Source organism: Acidovorax sp. GW823-FHT02H02, assembly GCF_058797075.1.
The window spans coordinates 1-15,837 of the sequence record NZ_JBXAJH010000001.1 but is presented as its reverse complement, the minus strand read 5'-3'; the positions used below and the strand labels follow the sequence as shown (position 1 = coordinate 15,837).

14 protein-coding genes are annotated in these 15,837 nt (G+C 71.1%); all 14 read left to right on the top strand.

Annotated features, from left to right (window positions below):
• Window positions 1-5: 5 nt before the first annotated feature.
• Genes AC1RDS_RS00070 through cobT form a run of 14 tightly spaced genes read left to right on the top strand, consistent with a single transcriptional unit; the run spans window position 6 to window position 15,706 of the window.
• Window positions 6-1,373: a cobyrinic acid a,c-diamide synthase CobB gene (locus tag AC1RDS_RS00070; RefSeq protein ID WP_303833905.1), complete on the top strand. Its 1,368-nt coding sequence runs from the start codon at window positions 6-8 to the stop codon at window positions 1,371-1,373.
• Window positions 1,370-1,963: a bifunctional adenosylcobinamide kinase/adenosylcobinamide-phosphate guanylyltransferase gene (locus AC1RDS_RS00065; protein ID WP_303833903.1), complete on the top strand. Its 594-nt coding sequence runs from the start codon at window positions 1,370-1,372 to the stop codon at window positions 1,961-1,963. The genes AC1RDS_RS00070 and AC1RDS_RS00065 overlap by 4 nt, the downstream gene beginning before the upstream one ends.
• A gap of 4 nt (window positions 1,964-1,967) precedes the next feature.
• Window positions 1,968-2,903: an ABC transporter substrate-binding protein gene (locus AC1RDS_RS00060; RefSeq protein ID WP_092697772.1), complete on the top strand. Its 936-nt coding sequence runs from the start codon at window positions 1,968-1,970 to the stop codon at window positions 2,901-2,903.
• Window positions 2,900-3,985 (top strand): FecCD family ABC transporter permease, encoded by a 1,086-nt coding sequence (locus tag AC1RDS_RS00055; RefSeq protein ID WP_208859701.1) that lies wholly within the window; start codon window positions 2,900-2,902, stop codon window positions 3,983-3,985. Before AC1RDS_RS00060 ends, AC1RDS_RS00055 begins: the two co-directional genes overlap by 4 nt.
• Entirely contained in the window at window positions 3,986-4,804 is an 819-nt protein-coding gene (locus tag AC1RDS_RS00050; protein WP_092697773.1) for an ABC transporter ATP-binding protein, read from the top strand.
• Complete coding sequence (locus tag AC1RDS_RS00045) at window positions 4,801-5,268, top strand: hypothetical protein (protein ID WP_092697774.1); 468 nt, start codon at window positions 4,801-4,803, stop codon at window positions 5,266-5,268. The genes AC1RDS_RS00050 and AC1RDS_RS00045 overlap by 4 nt, the downstream gene beginning before the upstream one ends.
• Window positions 5,265-5,615 carry a DUF2149 domain-containing protein gene (locus AC1RDS_RS00040; protein ID WP_092697775.1) on the top strand — a complete coding sequence of 117 codons (351 nt, stop codon included), beginning with the start codon at window positions 5,265-5,267 and terminating at the stop codon, window positions 5,613-5,615. The genes AC1RDS_RS00045 and AC1RDS_RS00040 overlap by 4 nt, the downstream gene beginning before the upstream one ends.
• A complete protein-coding gene (cobN, locus tag AC1RDS_RS00035) occupies window positions 5,612-9,745 on the top strand; it encodes a cobaltochelatase subunit CobN (protein WP_492226611.1) in 4,134 nt (1,377 codons plus the stop codon). Before AC1RDS_RS00040 ends, cobN begins: the two co-directional genes overlap by 4 nt.
• A gap of 29 nt (window positions 9,746-9,774) precedes the next feature.
• Window positions 9,775-10,344 (top strand): cob(I)yrinic acid a,c-diamide adenosyltransferase, encoded by a 570-nt coding sequence (cobO, locus tag AC1RDS_RS00030; protein ID WP_092697790.1) that lies wholly within the window; start codon window positions 9,775-9,777, stop codon window positions 10,342-10,344.
• Window positions 10,345-10,349: 5 nt separating this feature from the next.
• Window positions 10,350-11,066, top strand: a complete 717-nt coding sequence (bluB, locus tag AC1RDS_RS00025) for a 5,6-dimethylbenzimidazole synthase (RefSeq protein ID WP_092697791.1) — start codon at window positions 10,350-10,352, stop codon at window positions 11,064-11,066.
• Window positions 11,063-12,049, top strand: coding sequence for an adenosylcobinamide-phosphate synthase CbiB (gene cbiB / locus AC1RDS_RS00020; RefSeq protein WP_092697777.1), 987 nt, complete (start codon window positions 11,063-11,065; stop codon window positions 12,047-12,049). Before bluB ends, cbiB begins: the two co-directional genes overlap by 4 nt.
• Window positions 12,046-13,113, top strand: coding sequence for an aminotransferase class I/II-fold pyridoxal phosphate-dependent enzyme (locus AC1RDS_RS00015; protein WP_092697778.1), 1,068 nt, complete (start codon window positions 12,046-12,048; stop codon window positions 13,111-13,113). The genes cbiB and AC1RDS_RS00015 overlap by 4 nt, the downstream gene beginning before the upstream one ends.
• Window positions 13,114-13,145: 32 nt before the next feature.
• Window positions 13,146-14,588 (top strand): cobyric acid synthase, encoded by a 1,443-nt coding sequence (locus tag AC1RDS_RS00010; RefSeq protein ID WP_208859704.1) that lies wholly within the window; start codon window positions 13,146-13,148, stop codon window positions 14,586-14,588.
• A 44-nt stretch (window positions 14,589-14,632) separates the two neighbouring features.
• On the top strand, window positions 14,633-15,706 hold the full coding sequence (gene cobT / locus AC1RDS_RS00005; protein ID WP_092697792.1) for a nicotinate-nucleotide--dimethylbenzimidazole phosphoribosyltransferase: 1,074 nt from the start codon (window positions 14,633-14,635) through the stop codon (window positions 15,704-15,706).
• The last annotated feature ends 131 nt before the right edge of the window (window positions 15,707-15,837 follow it).

Genomic DNA, 15,837 nt, shown 5'->3' with positions numbered 1-15,837 from the left:
TTGCCATGTCTGCCTTTGCCCGTTGCCCCGCGCTCCTGATCGCCGCCCCCGCCTCGGGCCAGGGCAAGACCACGGTAACTGCCGCCCTGGCGCGGCTGTACACGCGCAAGGGCCTGAAAGTGCGCGTCTTCAAGTGCGGGCCGGATTTTCTCGACCCGCACTGGCACCAGCTCGCCAGCGGTGCGCCGGTGCACCAGCTCGACCTGTGGATGACCGGCGCGGCTGACTGCACCCAGCGCCTGCACGCAGCGGCGCAGGAGGCCGACCTTCTCCTCATCGAGGGCGTGATGGGCCTGTTCGACGGCGATCCCAGCGCCGCCGACCTGGCTGAGCGCTTCGGCGTGCCGGTGCTGGCGGTGGTGGACGCCTCCGCCATGGCCGGCACCTTTGGTGCACTGGCGTTTGGCCTGCAGCACTATCGCCCAGGCCTGCCCTGGGCGGGCGTGCTGGCCAACCGGGTGGGCAGCGCGCGCCACGCCGACATGCTGCGGTCCGGCCTGCGGGCACCCGAAGACTGGCTGGGTGCGCTGATGCGGGTGACTGCCAGCGCCGATGCGGGCGCTGCCCGGTCTGCAGGGGCCTTGCTGCCCGAGCGGCACCTGGGCCTGGTGGCGGCGCACGAGCTGTCCGACAGCCAGCAGCGCCTCGATGCCGCCGCCGATGCGCTGGAGGCCACGCCGCTGGGGCAGATGACCGCCCAGGAGTTGCAACGCTGGGCGGTGGATTTCCCCGCGCCCGTGCACTTGCCGGCCGTGCCCGCCTTGCTCGCTGGGCGCACGGTGGCCGTGGGGCGGGATGCAGCGTTCTGCTTCATCTACGACGCGAATATCCAGCTGCTTGAGCAGATGGGCGCGCGCGTGGTGTTCTTTTCGCCCCTGCGCGACACCGCCTTGCCCGCCTGCGATGCCGTGTGGCTGCCCGGTGGCTACCCCGAGCTGCACACCGCGCAGATCGCGGCCAACACCGGCATGCAGGCCAGCCTGCGCGCGCATGTGGCAGCCGGCAAAGCCCTGTGGGCCGAGTGCGGCGGCATGATGGCGCTGATGGAATCGATCACGCTGACCGACGGCAGCACGGCACCGCTGTGGGGGCTGCTGCCTGGCCATGTCAATCTGCACAAGCGGCTGGCCGCGCTGGGGCCGCAGCAGGTGGACGTGGCGGCGCACACGCTGCGCGGCCATACCTTCCACTATTCGACCAGCGACAGCAGCGCGCCAGTGGTGGCTCGCACGGTCCGGCCCGGCGAAGCGCCTGCACCGGCGGCTGGCGAGGCGCTGTACCGGCAGGACAGCCTGCACGCGAGCTACTTCCATGCGTGGTTTCCCTCCAGCCCCGAGGCGGCGGCCCATCTGCTGGGCGGAGTGCCTGCATGACCGTGTCGCCATCGCCCATCACCACCGAACTCATCCTCGGTGGCCAGAAAAGCGGCAAGTCGCGCCGTGCCGAGCTGCTGGCGCGCGACTGGCTGGCGCAATCGGGCGCGCACCGCGCCGTGCTCATCGCCACGGGGCAGGCCTGGGACGACGAGATGCGCGAGCGCATCGCCCGCCACCAGCGCGACCGCGCCCTGCGTGTGCCCGGCCTGCAGACCGTGGAAGAGCCGCACGATCTGGCCGCTGCCGTGGCGCGCCTCGGCACGGCGCACACCCTGGTGGTGGTGGACTGCCTTACGCTGTGGCTGACCCACTGGACCATGCCCATGGGTGCGGAAACCATGGACTTTGAACAGAAACAGGCTCTGGCGCATGGCTGGAAAGCGCAGGCAGCCATGTTTCTGGAAGCAGTTCGGCAATCCCCGGGCCCTGTGGTTCTGGTGGGCAACGAAATCGGCCTGGGAGTCATACCGCTGGGGCGCGAGGTGCGCGCCTTTGTCGATGCCCTGGGCACCCTGAACCAGCGGGTGGCCCAGCTGTGCCCCCGCGTCACCCTGATGGCAGCGGGCCTGCCCTTGACCTTGAAATGAAGCCATGAAACCAACTCCCGTGCGCCGCATCCTGTGGGTGATCGCCATCCTTGTCGCGCTGGGCCTGCTCATGGCGGGCCTCGCACAGGCGCAGGCATCCGCCCAGGCCATCCAGGTCACCGACGACCGGGGCCGCACCGTCACGCTGCCGCGGCCGCCCCAGCGCATCGTGAGCCTGCTGCCTTCGCTCACCGAAACCCTCTGCGCGCTCGACCAGTGCCACCGGCTGGTGGGCGTGGACCGCTATTCCAACTGGCCCGAGGCCGTCACGCGGCTGCCCCAGGTGGGCGGTGGGCTCGATCCGAACATCGAAGCCATCGTGGCCCTGCGGCCCGATGTGGTGGTCATGGCCACCTCGTCGCGCGCGTCGGCCCGGCTCGAATCGCTGGGCCTGACCGTGGTGGCGCTGGAGCCCAGGAGCCACGCCGACGTGCAGCGCGTGATGGGCAAGATCGGCCAGGTGCTGGCCGTGCCCGATGCGCTGCGCGTATGGCGCCACATCGATGCGGCGGTCGAGGCGGCGGCGCAGTCGGTGCCCCCTGCCGCCCGCAACGCACGCGTGTACTTCGAGGTGAATCGCGGGCCGTATGGCGCGGGCACCTCGTCCTTCATCGGCGAGACCCTTGCGCGCCTGGGCGCCCGCAACATCCTGCCGGCATCGCTCGGGCCTTTCCCCAAGCTCAACCCCGAATTCGTGGTACGGGCCGACCCTGACCTGATCATGATCAGCGCACGCAGCGTGGACGGCCTGGCCGAGCGTCCCGGCTGGAGCAGCCTGCGTGCCCTGCGCGAGCAGCGGCTGTGCGTGTTCTCCCCCGAAGAGGCGGACATTCTGGTGCGGCCTGGGCCGCGCATGGCCGAGGGCGCGCGCCTCATGGCACGCTGCCTGACCAGCAAGACGGTGCCTGCCGCCCGGGGCACTGCGGCGGGGCGTCCATGAGCCTGTCTGTGGCACGGCGCGGGCGCTGGCTGGGGTGGGCGCTGGTGGCGGCCAGCATGCTGCTGGTGCCGCTGGGCACGGGCGTGGGCAGCGTGGGGCTGGAGAACCTCTGGCCCGCGCTGTGGGGCGACGGCTCCGACTCCGCCTCCCGCGCTGCCCGTGATATGGCCTGGCAGATCGTGTGGGACATCCGCCTGCCGCGCACGCTGGGCGCCTGGTGCGCCGGGGCCTTGCTGGGCCTGGCGGGCGCCGTGGCGCAGGGGCTGTTTCGCAATCCGCTGGCCGACCCCTACCTGCTGGGCAGTGCCTCGGGTGCCTCGCTGGGCGTGGCCACGGCGCTGGCGCTCATGGGTGGCGGGGCGGGCATGGTGGGCAGCGCCAAGGGCGCGGCGGTGACCCTGGTGTTTTCCGGCCATTGGCTGGTGCGCCTGGGCCTGACGGGTGCCGCGTTCGCCGGTGCCGTGCTGGCGGTGCTGCTCACGCTGGCGCTGGCGCGCGGGGTGCAGCACACGCTGCGCCTGCTGCTGGCGGGCGTGATCGTGGGCGTGGTGCTGGGGGCGTTCACCTCGCTCATCCTGCTGCTGTCGCCCGATTCGCTGCAGGCCATGCAGGCATTTCTGCTGGGCTCCACCGGCTTCGTGGGCTGGACCTCATGCCTGCTGATGGCGGGGGTGTGGGGGCTGTGCCTCGTGGCGGCCTGGGCGCTGTCGCGCGTGCTCGATGGACTGGCGCTGGGCGAATCCACGGCGCACAGCCTGGGCCTGCCGCTGGCGCCGCTGCGCGCCGCTTTGGTGGCGGTGCTGGCGCTGGCCACCGGCACGGCCGTGGCGCAGACGGGCCTGATCGCCTTTGTGGGCCTGGCCGCGCCGCACCTGGTGCGCGCGGTGGCCAAGGTGCCGCACGGCCGCCTCATGGGGCTGGCCAGCCTGATGGGGGCGGTGCTGCTGGCGGCGGCCGACCTGCTCGCGCGCGGGCTCATCGCCCCGCAGGAGCTGCCGGTGGGTGTGCTCACCGCCGTGCTCGGTGGCGGCTACCTGCTGTGGCTCATGCACCGGCGCACGGGGCCAGGGGGGCTGCTGTAAATGGCAAACGCTCCTGAAAAAATAGCTATTGGCGCGGATGGAATCAGTGCCAGCATTGGAAAATCCCCCATATTGCATGGCGTGACGCTGCAGCTGCCGGCGGGCCGCTGGACCAGCATCGTGGGCCCCAACGGCGCTGGCAAGTCCACACTGTTGCGCGCGCTGGCGGGTCTCATGCCCTGCAGCGGCAGCGTGCATCTGCTGGGCCGCCCCCTGGCGCAATGGCACCGCGGTGAGCGTGCACGGGCGTTGTCGTGGCTGGGCCAGAACGAGGTGGCCGCCGATGATCTCATGGTGTACGACGTGGCCATGCTGGGCCGCCTGCCGCACCAGCCCTGGTTGTCACCGCCCAGCGGTACCGACCACGCCGCGGTGGAGCAGGCCCTGCGCGCCACCCAGGCGTGGGACTGGCGCCACCGCGCGCTGGGCCAGCTCTCGGGCGGCGAGCGCCAGCGCGTGCTGCTGGCCCGGCTGCTGGCGGTGCAGGCCCAGGTGCTGCTCATGGACGAACCCCTGGCCAACCTCGATCCGCCGCACCAGGCCGACTGGCTCTTGCTGGTGCGCGCCCTGGTGGCGCAGGGCACCACCGTGGTCAGCGTGCTGCACGAGGTGTCGCTGGCGCTGCAGGCCGATGACATGGTGGTGATGGCCGCGGGCCGGGTGCTGCACCACGGCGCCTGCGACGCCGCCGCCACCCAGGCCGCGCTGGAGCAGGTGTTTGACCACCGCATCCATGTGCGCCAGCTCGACGGCATGTGGATGGCGCTGCCATCCCTGCAGCGCAAGAACAACCAAGGAACCAAGGACGTGCCAGCATGAATATCGAATCGGGTTTTTCGCAGGTGGCGCAGGCGTTGCTGTGGCCGGTGCTGGTGCTGGTGGGGCTGGCGTTCGTTTACGCGCTGTGGTCGGGCGGCGCCACGCTGATGGAGGCCTGGCAGCGCTGGCGCCAGCCGCAATACCGCTCGCTGCGCGTGGCGCCCGGGCTGTCGATGGAAGAACTGGAGCTGCAACTGGTGCGCCAGGTGGAGCCCGTGCGCCTGCTCAGTCGCCTGTCGCCCATGCTGGGGCTGATCGCCACGATGATCCCGCTCGGCCCTGCGCTGCAGAGCGTGGCGGCGGGCAACGGCCAGCAGGCGCTGGCGGTGTTCAGCGGCGCCTTTGCGGGCGTGGTGCTGGCGCTGGCGGCTGCGTCGGTGGGGCTGGTGGTGTACTCGGTGCGCCGCCGCTGGCTGCTGGCCGAGCTGCTGGTGGTGCGCAAGGAGCGGGGGGTGGCGCAATGACCCTGAAGCACCTGAGCGTTCTGGCCGAGGACGACGACGACCCGATGCTGTCCGCCGTGAACCTGGTGGACGTGTTCCTGGTACTCGTCGTGGCGCTGCTCACGGCCGTGGCCGTTCAGTCGCAGACCAGTGCCCAAGAGCGCGTCACCATCATCCGCAACCCCGGCCAGCCCGACATGGAAGTCGTGGTGCGCGAGCAGGGCAAGGAAGTGCGCTTCAAGGGCGCGGGCAGCGCAGCGCAAGGGCAGGGCGTGCGCGCGGGCGTGGCCTACCAGCTCGAAGACGGCAACATCGTCTACATCCCCGAAACCGGCGTGGCACCCGCAGCCGATGCCGCCAGGCCATGATGAAACTGGTGCTGCGCGCGGCACTGTGGTGCCTGCTGCTGGCTGTGCCCCTGGTGCAGGCCGCGCCGTCTGCACCGGTGCTGCTGTGGCTGACCTCCGACATCACCACGGCCACGCGCACGGCCATGGTGCAGCGCCTGGCCACTGAGGCAGGCCTGGGCTTTGCGCACATCGACTACCCGCTCGCAGGCCCGGCGGTGCTGGATGCCGCCCAGTCCCAGCAGTTGGAGCGCGCGCTGGCGGGCGCTGCGCTGGTGTGGGTGGATGTTCCACACGCCAGCGTGGAAGCGCGCCTGCGCCGCATGGTGGGCCCCGCACTGGACGCCCCTGACGCGCGCACGCCCGGCCGCGTAGTCTGGGTGCCTGCGGGCACCCCGGCGGCCGACTTGGCGGGGCTGGATGCGCCTGCCCGCATGGTGGCCTACCTGCAGGCCGGCGGCCCGCGCAACCTGCAGCACGCCATGGCCCTCGCGCGTGCCGTGGTGGCGGGCGCGGCCCTGCCGGCCTTGCCTGCGCCCGAGATCCTGCCCGCCCGCGGCATCTACCATCCCGACGCCCCCGGTTTGCTGCCCCACGCCGCAGCGCTGGAGCAGTGGCGCGCAGGGCAGGGTGGCTTGCGCGGCCTGCCCGCCGTGGCCGTGCTGGTGCATCGCCACCATTTCGTGGACGGCAGCACCGAATGGCTGGATGCCTGGCTGCGTACCTTCCGCCAGCAGGGCCTGTTCGCCTATGCGGCGTTTGGCCAGCAGCTCACGGCGCAGACCCTGACCGACGTGCTGGAGCTGCCCGCCGCCAGTGGCGCCGGCGGCACCGGCCCGGGCCGCCTGCATGCTTCCGCCCTGGTGCTGCACCAGCTCGTGCCCCAGGCCGCCGCGCTGCAGCCGCTGCTGGCGCGCTGGGGCGTGCCGCTGCTGGCCACCCAGCCCTACCGCGCGGGCGATGCGGCGGCGTGGGAGGCCAGCAACACGGGCCTGTCGCTGTCCGACGTGCCGTTCTACCTGGCGCAGCCCGAGGCAGCCGGTGCCATCGATCCGGTCCTGGTCGCCGCCCACGGCGCCGAGGGCAGGGACTTTCATCTCATCGAGCGCCAGGCCCAGGCCGTGGCGGCCAAGGCACGGCGTCTGATCGCGCTGCAGACGAAACCCGCCGCCGACAAGCGCCTGGTGGCCATGGTCTACAACTACCCCCCGGGCGGCACCAACTTCGGCGCTTCGTTTCTCAACGTGCCGCGCAGCCTGGAGCAGGTGTCTGCCGGTTTGGCAGCGGCGGGCTACCGCACGCAGCGCATACCCGAGCAGGGCTGGATCGACGGCCTCAAGCCGCTGCTGGCCGCCTACTACCCTGGCGCCGACCCGCGCGCGCTGCTGCAAAGCGGCCAGGCTGCCGCGCTGCCGCTGGCGCGCTACGCGCAGCACCTGGCCACGCTGCCCCAGGCCGTGCGCGAGCGCATGAACGCGCACTGGGGCCCGCCCGAGAAAAGCCGCTATGTGGTGGACTGGCAGGGCGAGAAGGTGTTCGCCATTCCGCGCCTGCAGATGGGCCGGCTGACCGTGCTGCCCCAGCCCCCGCGCGAAGAAACACTGCGCCTGGGCCAGAACCCCTTCATGCACAAATCCAAGGCGCCGCTCTCGCACCACTACCTGGCGGTGTACCTGTGGGCGCAGCGGGAGGCCGATGCACTCATCCACTACGGCACCCACGGCACGCAGGAGTGGGCCGGCGGCAAGGCGCGTGCGCTGGATGTGCATGACGACGCCTTGCTACCGCTGGGCGATCTGCCCGTGGTCTACCCCTACATCGTGGACAACCTGGGCGAGGCGCTCACGGCCAAGCGCCGGGGCCGCGCCGTGCTGGTGAGCCACCGCACGCCCGTGTTCGCGCCTGCGGGCTTCGAGGCGCGCATGGCCCACATGCACGAGGTGATGCACGAATGGGAGACCGTGGACGAAGGCCCCACGCGCCGTGCGCTCGAAAAGCAATTGGTCGCGCAGTTCGTGGAGCACCAGCTGCACCGCGATCTGGGCTGGAGCGCAGAGCGCATCGCGGCCGACTTCAGCGGCTTCCTCGAAATCCTGCACCCCTACCTGGACCAATTGGCACAAAGCTCGCAACCCAAGGGCCTGGCCGTGTTTGGCCGCGTGCCCGCGCCCGAGCAGCGGCGCGAGACCATCCTGCAGGCGCTGCGCAAGCCGCTGATTGAGGCGCTGGGCGAGGACATCGACGAGGCCTTCCTCATCCAGCACGACGCGGTGCTGGCCGCGCGCCCCGCGCGCTGGCTGGAAGTGGCATTGAAGGATGCGCAGGCTGCGAGCGTGCTGGACCTGCGCCCCGCGCTGCCAGCGCAAGCGGCATCCGACGTGGTGCGCGCCGAAGACCATGTGCCCAACCGCGCCGCGCGCAAGCCCATAGCCACGCCTGCGCTGCTGCAACTGGCCCAGCGCGCGCAGGCGCTGGAGCGCCTGCTGGCCACCGAGGGCGAGATGCCTGGCCTGCTGGCCGGGCTGGAGGGCCGCTTCCTGCCTGCCGCCTACGGTGGCGACCCGATCCGCAACCCCGACAGCCTGCCCACGGGCCGCAACCTCACGGGGCTGGACCCCAGCCGCCTGCCCACGCGCCAGGCCTATGCCGTGGCGCAGACGCTGTTCAACGACTGGTTCAAGGATTACCAGGCGCGCCATGGCGGCCAGGCGCCGCAGCGCATGGCGCTGTCGCTGTGGGCCGGCGAAACCCTGCGCCACCAGGGCATCATGGAGGCCCAGGCCCTGGTGGCCCTGGGCATGCGCCCGGTGTGGGACGACTCGGGCCGGCCGGTGCGCGTGGAGACCATCGCGGCCGATGAGCTCCAGCGCCCGCGCATCGATGTGCTCATGAGCATCACCGGCTCGTACCGCGACCAGTTCCCTGCGCTCATGGCGCTGCTCGACCGCGCGGTGACCCAGGCCGTCACGGCCGAGCCCGGCAATGTGATTGCGCGCAACACCGAGCAGATTGGCCAGGAACTGCGCAGGCAAGGCGTGCCCCGCGCCCAGGCCGATCAGCTGGCGCGCGTGCGCGCGTTCGGCAACGCGGTGGGCGACTACGGCACGGGCCTGTCGGACGCGGTGCAGAGCGATGGCCTGCAGACCAACGATGCGCGCCTGGGCCAGATGTTTTTGGAGCGCATGAGCCAGCCCTACCTGGACGGCGAGCCGGTGACGGGCGTGGCGGGTGGCACGGCGGCCAAGGCCCTGGGCGCGCACCTGCGCCGCACCGACGCCGCCATCCTCTCGCGCAGCTCGCACCTGTATGCCATGGTCAGCTCGGACGATCCGTTCCAGTACCTCGGCGGCCTGTCGGCCGCCGCCCGCGTGGCGGGCCGCACCCAGGGGCTGGAGCTGCATGTGGCCCAGCTGCAGGACGCGGGCGAGCCCACCACCGAGACCGCGCAGCGCGCCATTGCGCTGGAGATGCAGTCGCGCTACCTGCACCCCGGCTGGCTCAAGGCGCAAAAGGCCGAGGGCTATGCGGGCACGCTGCAGGTGCTCAAGGCCGTGCAGTTCGCCTGGGGCTGGCAGGCCGTGGCGCCCGACACGGTGCGCAGCGACCATTGGCAGAGCTTCTACGACGTGCTGGTGCGCGACAAGCACCGGCTGGGCCTGCCCGAGTGGCTCAAGGAGCACCCGCAGGCCTATGCCCAATCGCTGGAACGCCTGGTGCAGGCGCAGCGCCAGGGTTACTGGCAGGCCGATGCCGACACGCAAAAGCAGCTCGCGCAGAGGTACCAGGAACTGACGCGCGCCGCCCCGCTGGCGGCCGAGCTGCCCAGTGTGCGCCGCTGGGTGGAGCAGGCCGCGCAGGGTCCAGCCCGCGCGCCCACGGGCATGGCTGTGGCCACCCCGCCGTCTGCCGATCTGCCTGCGCCACCGCACCAGGCCGAGACTCCCCCGGCCACACCCGCAGCGCCTGCCATGGGCGTGCTGCTGGAGCGCCGGCCCGAGCGCGAAGCCGCCGTGACCCCGACCGCGCCGGTGGAGCGCATGGCCGGCATCGTGGCGCTGCTGGTCATGGCCCTCGTGGTGCTCGCTGGCGCTGTCTGGCAGGCCCGGCGCCCGTTTTCCCTGTCACCACAGCCGCAATTGGCCGGTCTGTGACACCCAACCTGTCTGAAAGAATGCCCACCATGCAGATCGAAACCCCACCCACCGAGAAACGCTACGAAAAGGCCGAGGGCGAGCGCCGGGGCCTGGTCATCGTCAACACCGGCGACGGCAAGGGCAAGAGCACGGCGGCCTTTGGACTGGCGCTGCGTGCGCATGGCCGCGGCAAGGCCGTGAAGATCTACCAGTTCATGAAGGTGCCTACGGCCCGGTTTGGCGAGCACCGCATGTTCGAGCAGATCGGCATTCCCATCGAAGGGCTGGGCGACGGCTTCAGCTGGAAGAGCCAGGATCTGGAGCACTCCGCGCAGCTGGCGCGCGACGGCTGGGAGAAGGCGCGTGCCGCCATCCTCTCGGGCGAGTATTTCATGGTGGTGCTCGACGAAATCACCTACCCGCTGATCTATGGCTGGCTGCCGCTCGACGGCGTGCTGCAGACCCTGCGCGAGCGGCCCCGCGACGTGCATGTGGTGCTGACCGGCCGCCGCTGCCCCGAAGAGATCATTGAACTGGCCGATACCGTGACCGAGATGAAGATGGTCAAGCACGCGTTCAAGGCCGGTGTACCCGCGCAGCGCGGGATCGAGGACTGATGGCGATGGCTGAGCAGGGCGCGGACAGCGCGGATAGCGTGAACCCATCACCCCAGGCCTTTGCGCCCGGCGACGCCCGGGCCGTGTACCGGGCGATCTTCGAGCGGCGCGACATGCGCCACTTCGCCGGTGGCCAGGTGCCGGACGACACGCTGCGCCGCCTGCTGGAGGCCGCGCACCATGCGCCCAGCGTGGGTTTCATGCAGCCCTGGCGCTTTGTGCGCGTGACCGACCGCGCCCTGCGCGAGCAGCTGCACGGGCTGGTCGAGGAGGAACGCGTGCTCACGGCCCGTGCCCTGGGCGAGCGCGAAGACGAATTCATGCGCCTGAAGGTGCAAGGCCTGCTGGAGGCCGCCGAGGTGCTGGCGGTGTCCCTGGCCGATGGCCGCGAGAAGCACATCTTCGGCCGCCGCACCCTGCCGCAGATGGACCTGGCCTCGGCCGCCTGCGCCATCCAGAACCTGTGGCTGGCGGCGCGTGCCGAGGGCCTGGGCATGGGCTGGGTGTCGCTGTTCGACCCCGCTGCCGTGGCCGGCCTGCTGCAACTGCCCGAGGGCGCCGAACCGATCGCCTTGCTGTGCCTGGGGCCGGTGCATGCGTTCTACGCCGAGCCCATGCTGGCCCAGACCCGCTGGGCGCAGCGCCAGCCGCTGCAGGCGCTGGTGTTCGACAATGCCTGGGGCCAGGCGAGCAGCCTGTTTGCAGAAGGGCCGGTGCCATGAATCTGGAGGCTGTGGGGTTGCCTGTATCGTTGGAGGCCGCGTTGTCCGGGGCGTTGGCGTTGTTGCTGGCGGTTTGGCTGGACCGGCTGGTGGGTGAGCCGCCCGAGCGCGCGCACCCGGTGGTGTGGATGGGGCAGGCACTGCGCTGGTGGGGCGAGCGGCTGGCGCCGTTGTCGCCCAAGGCGCAAGACTGGACGTGTTTTTGGGCTGCAGCGCTTGTCTGGTGTGCGCTGGCTGCTGTGGTTTTTGTGATTTTCTGGGGTGCCCAATGGGCCGCGCTGCAACTGCACTGGCTGCTGGCGGCGGCCTTGCTGGCGCTGCTGCTCAAGCCGCTGTTTGCCTGGCGCATGCTGTGCGACGAAGTGCTGGCCGTGGAAGCAGCCCTGGCCCGCTCGCTGCCCGAGGGGCGCGAACGCCTGGCGCGTCTGGTGAGCCGCGATGTGGCACAGCTCGATGCACTTCAGGTGCGCGAATCGGCCATCGAGTCGCTGGCCGAGAATCTCAACGACTCGGTGGTGGCGCCGCTGTTCTGGTTCGCGCTGCTGGGCCTTCCCGGTGCCGCGCTGTACCGCTTTGCCAACACGGCCGATGCCATGTGGGGCTACCCTGGCATGCGCGGCGGGCGCTACTGGCAATGGGCGGGCAAATGGGCCGCGCGGGCGGACGACGTGCTGTCGTGGCTGCCCGCGCGCCTCACGGCGCTGCTGCTGGCGCTGGCCACGCGGGGGCTGTCGCTGCGCGAGCTGGCGCGCCAGGCGCGCAAGACCCCATCGCCCAACAGTGGCTGGCCCATGGCGGCGATGGCGATGGCCCTGGGCGTGCGGCTGGCCAAGCCAGGCGTGTATGTGCTCAACAGAAAGGGCCGGGATGCGGGGCCGCTCGATACGCGGCGGGCCGAAAAGCTGGTGTCCATGGTGGTGATGGCGCTGGTGCCGCTGGCCGCGGTGGCGCATGTCCTGGTGGTGCTGGTAACCGCTGCATGAGCGTTTTTTCCGAAGCCTTGCCCCCCCACGGCGGCCCCGATGCGGCAGGTGTGCCGCTGCACGATTTCTCGACCAACAGCAACGCCTGCGGCCCTTGCCCCGAGGCGCTGCGCGCCGTGCAGCAGGCCGACGCCACCTGCTATCCCGACCCGGCCTACACAGCGCTGCGCGAAAGCCTGGGCGCCTTGCATGGCGTTGCGCCAGAGCGCATCGTGCTGGCCGGCAGCGCCAGCGAATTCATCCACCGCATCACGGCCCTGGCGGCGCAGCAGGGCGCGCGTGCCGTTGCGCTGCCCGCGCATTGCTATGGCGACTACCCGCAGGCGGCTCAGGCACGGGGCCTGGCATTGCTGCGGCCCACGGATGCAGGCAGCGCCAGCGTCGGCCTGCAATGGGCCTGCGAGCCCGGCAGCCCGCAAGGGCTGGCGGACCCCGCGCTGGGCCTGTGGGTGCAGGCCGCTGCCGATGCGGACCCCGCTGCTCCCCCGGTCCTGCGCGTGCTCGACTGCGCCTACGCACCGCTGCGGCTGGACGGCGTGGCGTGGTCCGGGCCTTCCGCAACGTCTGCACCCTGCTGGCAGCTGTGGACGCCCAACAAGGCCCTGGGCCTGACCGGGGTGCGCGCTGCTTACGCCGTGGCTCCGCCGGGCAGCGAGGTGCAGGCGCAGGTGCAGGCGCTGGCAGCGCTGGCACCCTCATGGCCCGTGGGGGCCCATGGCGTGGCCATGCTGCAGGCCTGGGTGCAGCCCGGCGCGCAGCGCTGGCGGGCGGCCAGCCTGGTCACCCTGGCGGCCTGGAAGCAGCGCCAGCTGGCCCTGTGTGAGCGTCTGGGCTGGGCCGTGCAGGGCGGCAGCCTGGCCAACTATTTTTGTGCCTTGCCCCCCGGTGGCATGCACGAGCGCGATGGGGCGCACCTGCGCGCTGCGGGTATCAAGCTGCGCGAGTGCACCTCGTTCGGCCTGCCGGGCTGGGTGCGGCTGGGGGTGCGGTCCCCGGCCGCGCAGCAGGCGTTGGAGATGGCCTGGCGTGCCCGCGCGCCATCGGCAGAAAAGAAGGACGTATGACACAACCCCCCAAGACATTGGCCCGCTGTGTGATGGTGCTGGGCACCACCAGCGGCGCCGGCAAAAGTTGGCTCACCACCGCGCTGTGCCGCTGGTACAGCAACCAGGGCCTGAAGGTCGCGCCCTTCAAGGCGCAGAACATGAGCAACAACGCCCGTGTAGTGGCCGGCCCCGACGGCTGCCTGGGGGAGATTGGCAGTGCCCAGTATTTTCAGGCGCTGGCGGCCCGCGCCGAGCCCGAGGTGCGCATGAACCCGCTCCTGCTCAAGCCCGAGGCCGACACGCACAGCCAGGTCGTGCTGATGGGGCAGGTGAGTGCCGAGCTGACCGCACTGCCCTGGCGCGGGCGTAGCGAAAAGGTCTGGCCGCAGATTGCCGCCGCGCTCGACGCGCTGCGCGCCGATAACGACGTGGTGGTGATCGAGGGCGCGGGCTCGCCCGCCGAGATCAACCTGCACGCCAGCGACATCGTGAACATGCGCGTGGCCCGCCATGCGCAGGCACGCTGCCTGCTGGTGACCGACATCGACCGGGGCGGCGCGTTTGCCCACCTGTACGGCACCTGGGCACTGCTACCCGAGGAGGAACGCGCGCTGATCCACGGCTTTGTGCTCAACAAGTTTCGCGGCGATGCCGCGCTGCTCGCGCCCGCGCCGCAGATGCTGCACGATCTGACCGGCGTGTCCACCGTGGCCACCATCCCCATGCAGTGGCGCCACGGCCTGCCCGAGGAAGATGGCGTTTTTGACGACCGCAGCACGGCAGCGGGTGCCGTGCACACCACCATCGCTGTGGTGGCCTACCCGCGCATCAGCAATCTCGACGAGTTCCAGCCGCTCAAGAACGTGCCCGGCGTGCGCCTGTTGTGGGCGCGCAGCCCGGCCGATGTGGTGGGCGCGGACTGGATCGTCCTGCCCGGCTCCAAGGCCACGGCCGCCGACCTGGCCTGGCTGCGCGCGCAGGGGCTGGATGCAGCCATCGCCGCCCATGCCGCGCGCGGCGGGCGCGTGCTGGGCATCTGCGGCGGCCTGCAGATGCTGGGCGAAGCGCTGATCGACCCGCACGGCGTGGACGGCAACGGCCCAGGCCTGGGGCTGCTGCCGCTGGTCACTGCGTTTGAGCCCGACAAAACAGTGCGCCACACCACGGCCTGTTTTGCCGAGCTGACCGGCGCCTGGGCCGGGCTGTCGGGCGTTGAAGTGTCTGGCTACGAAATCCACCACGGCCAGACCGCCCAGCACCCGGCCATGGCCACCAAGGGCGATGTGGCGCGCGAGGTGCTCGCCGGCCTGGCCTGGCAGAACGCCGCCGGCAACGTGCTCGGGCTGTACCTGCACGGTCTGCTGGAAGACCCTGCTGCGCTGCGCGCGCTGTTCGGGGCCGGTGCGCCCACGCTGGACGCGGTGTTCGACGGCCTGGCCGACGCGGTGCAGGCGCACTTTGCCCCCGGCGTGCTGCGCGCGTTGATCCAGTGATTCCGTCCACCATTTTTCAAGCTGATTCTGAAAGCGGTTTTTTCATGCACCACCCGACCCATTTCACCGTTCCCGCCATCGCCGACATTGGCGATGCCGCCCTCACCGCGCGGCTGCAACATGTGCTCGACCACAAGACCAAGCCGCTCGGCTCGCTCGGCCGCCTGGAGCGCCTGGCCCTGCGCATCGGTCAGGTTCTGGGCAGCGAGGCGCCGCAGCTGGTGCAGCCTCAGATGGTGGTCTTTGCCGGCGACCACGGCCTGGTGGCGCGCGGCGTTTCGGCCTACCCGAGCGATGTCACCTGGCAGATGGTCGAGAACTTTCTGGCCGGCGGCGCCGCCGTGAGTGTGCTGGCGCGCCAGCACGGCCTGGCGCTGAACGTAGTGGACTGCGGCGTGGCCCGTGACATCGCGCCGCGCGAGGCCGCACCCGGCCAGCCCCGCCTGTGGCTGCGCAAGGTGGCGCCAGGCACGCAAGACGCCAGCATCGGCCCGGCCATGAGCGCCGCGCACTGCGCGCAGGCGCTGGCCAACGGCATGGAGGTGGTGCGCGGCCTGCCCGGCAATGCGCTGCTGCTGGGTGAGATGGGCATTGGCAACACCTCGGTGGCCTCGCTGCTGCTGGCGCGCTTGTGCGGTGTCTCGCTGCAGGACTGCACCGGCGCCGGCACGGGCCTGGACGCCGCCGGCATCGCCCGCAAGCGCGCCGTGCTGGAGCAGGCACTGGCCGCCAATGCCCACGCCACGGCGCCACTCGACGCCCTGGCCGCGCTCGGCGGTTTCGAGGTCGCCACCATGACCGGCGCCGTGCTGCAGGCCGCCGCCGAGCGCCGCGTCATCGTGGTCGATGGCTTCATCACCACCGCCGCCGTGCTGGTCGCCGCGCGCCTGCAGCCCGCCGTGCTGCAACGCTGCGTGTTCGCCCACAGCTCGGGCGAGCCCGGCCACGCTCTCATGCTGACACAGCTGCAGGCCGAGCCCCTGCTGGACATGGGCCTGCGCCTGGGTGAGGGCTCGGGCGCAGCGCTGGCCTGGCCGCTGCTGCAATCGGCCTGCGCGATGCTGCGCGAGATGGCGAGCTTTGAGGCGGCAGGGGTTTCGGAGCGGGGTGCGGCGTGATGGCGCCCCGGTGCTGAGCGCGGGGGATGCCGTCGGTCTGTCGGAAGGGAGTGCCAGGGCAATCGCATCTAAAAAATAGAGTCAAATCCAACGACACTGCAGCGCTTGAGTAATCTGCCAAGCGCTGTTTA

What these genes read in the sequence shown, in the direction of transcription:
- AC1RDS_RS00070 (WP_303833905.1), top strand. Translation starts at nt 6, where the DNA reads ATGTCTGCCTTTGCCCGTTGCCCCGCGCTCCTGATCGCCGCCCCCGCC.
- AC1RDS_RS00065 (WP_303833903.1), top strand. Translation starts at nt 1,370, where the DNA reads ATGACCGTGTCGCCATCGCCCATCACCACCGAACTCATCCTCGGTGGC.
- AC1RDS_RS00060 (WP_092697772.1), top strand. Translation starts at nt 1,968, where the DNA reads ATGAAACCAACTCCCGTGCGCCGCATCCTGTGGGTGATCGCCATCCTT.
- AC1RDS_RS00055 (WP_208859701.1), top strand. Translation starts at nt 2,900, where the DNA reads ATGAGCCTGTCTGTGGCACGGCGCGGGCGCTGGCTGGGGTGGGCGCTG.
- AC1RDS_RS00050 (WP_092697773.1), top strand. Translation starts at nt 3,986, where the DNA reads ATGGCAAACGCTCCTGAAAAAATAGCTATTGGCGCGGATGGAATCAGT.
- AC1RDS_RS00045 (WP_092697774.1), top strand. Translation starts at nt 4,801, where the DNA reads ATGAATATCGAATCGGGTTTTTCGCAGGTGGCGCAGGCGTTGCTGTGG.
- AC1RDS_RS00040 (WP_092697775.1), top strand. Translation starts at nt 5,265, where the DNA reads ATGACCCTGAAGCACCTGAGCGTTCTGGCCGAGGACGACGACGACCCG.
- cobN (WP_492226611.1), top strand. Translation starts at nt 5,612, where the DNA reads ATGATGAAACTGGTGCTGCGCGCGGCACTGTGGTGCCTGCTGCTGGCT.
- cobO (WP_092697790.1), top strand. Translation starts at nt 9,775, where the DNA reads ATGCAGATCGAAACCCCACCCACCGAGAAACGCTACGAAAAGGCCGAG.
- bluB (WP_092697791.1), top strand. Translation starts at nt 10,350, where the DNA reads ATGGCTGAGCAGGGCGCGGACAGCGCGGATAGCGTGAACCCATCACCC.
- cbiB (WP_092697777.1), top strand. Translation starts at nt 11,063, where the DNA reads ATGAATCTGGAGGCTGTGGGGTTGCCTGTATCGTTGGAGGCCGCGTTG.
- AC1RDS_RS00015 (WP_092697778.1), top strand. Translation starts at nt 12,046, where the DNA reads ATGAGCGTTTTTTCCGAAGCCTTGCCCCCCCACGGCGGCCCCGATGCG.
- AC1RDS_RS00010 (WP_208859704.1), top strand. Translation starts at nt 13,146, where the DNA reads ATGGTGCTGGGCACCACCAGCGGCGCCGGCAAAAGTTGGCTCACCACC.
- cobT (WP_092697792.1), top strand. Translation starts at nt 14,633, where the DNA reads ATGCACCACCCGACCCATTTCACCGTTCCCGCCATCGCCGACATTGGC.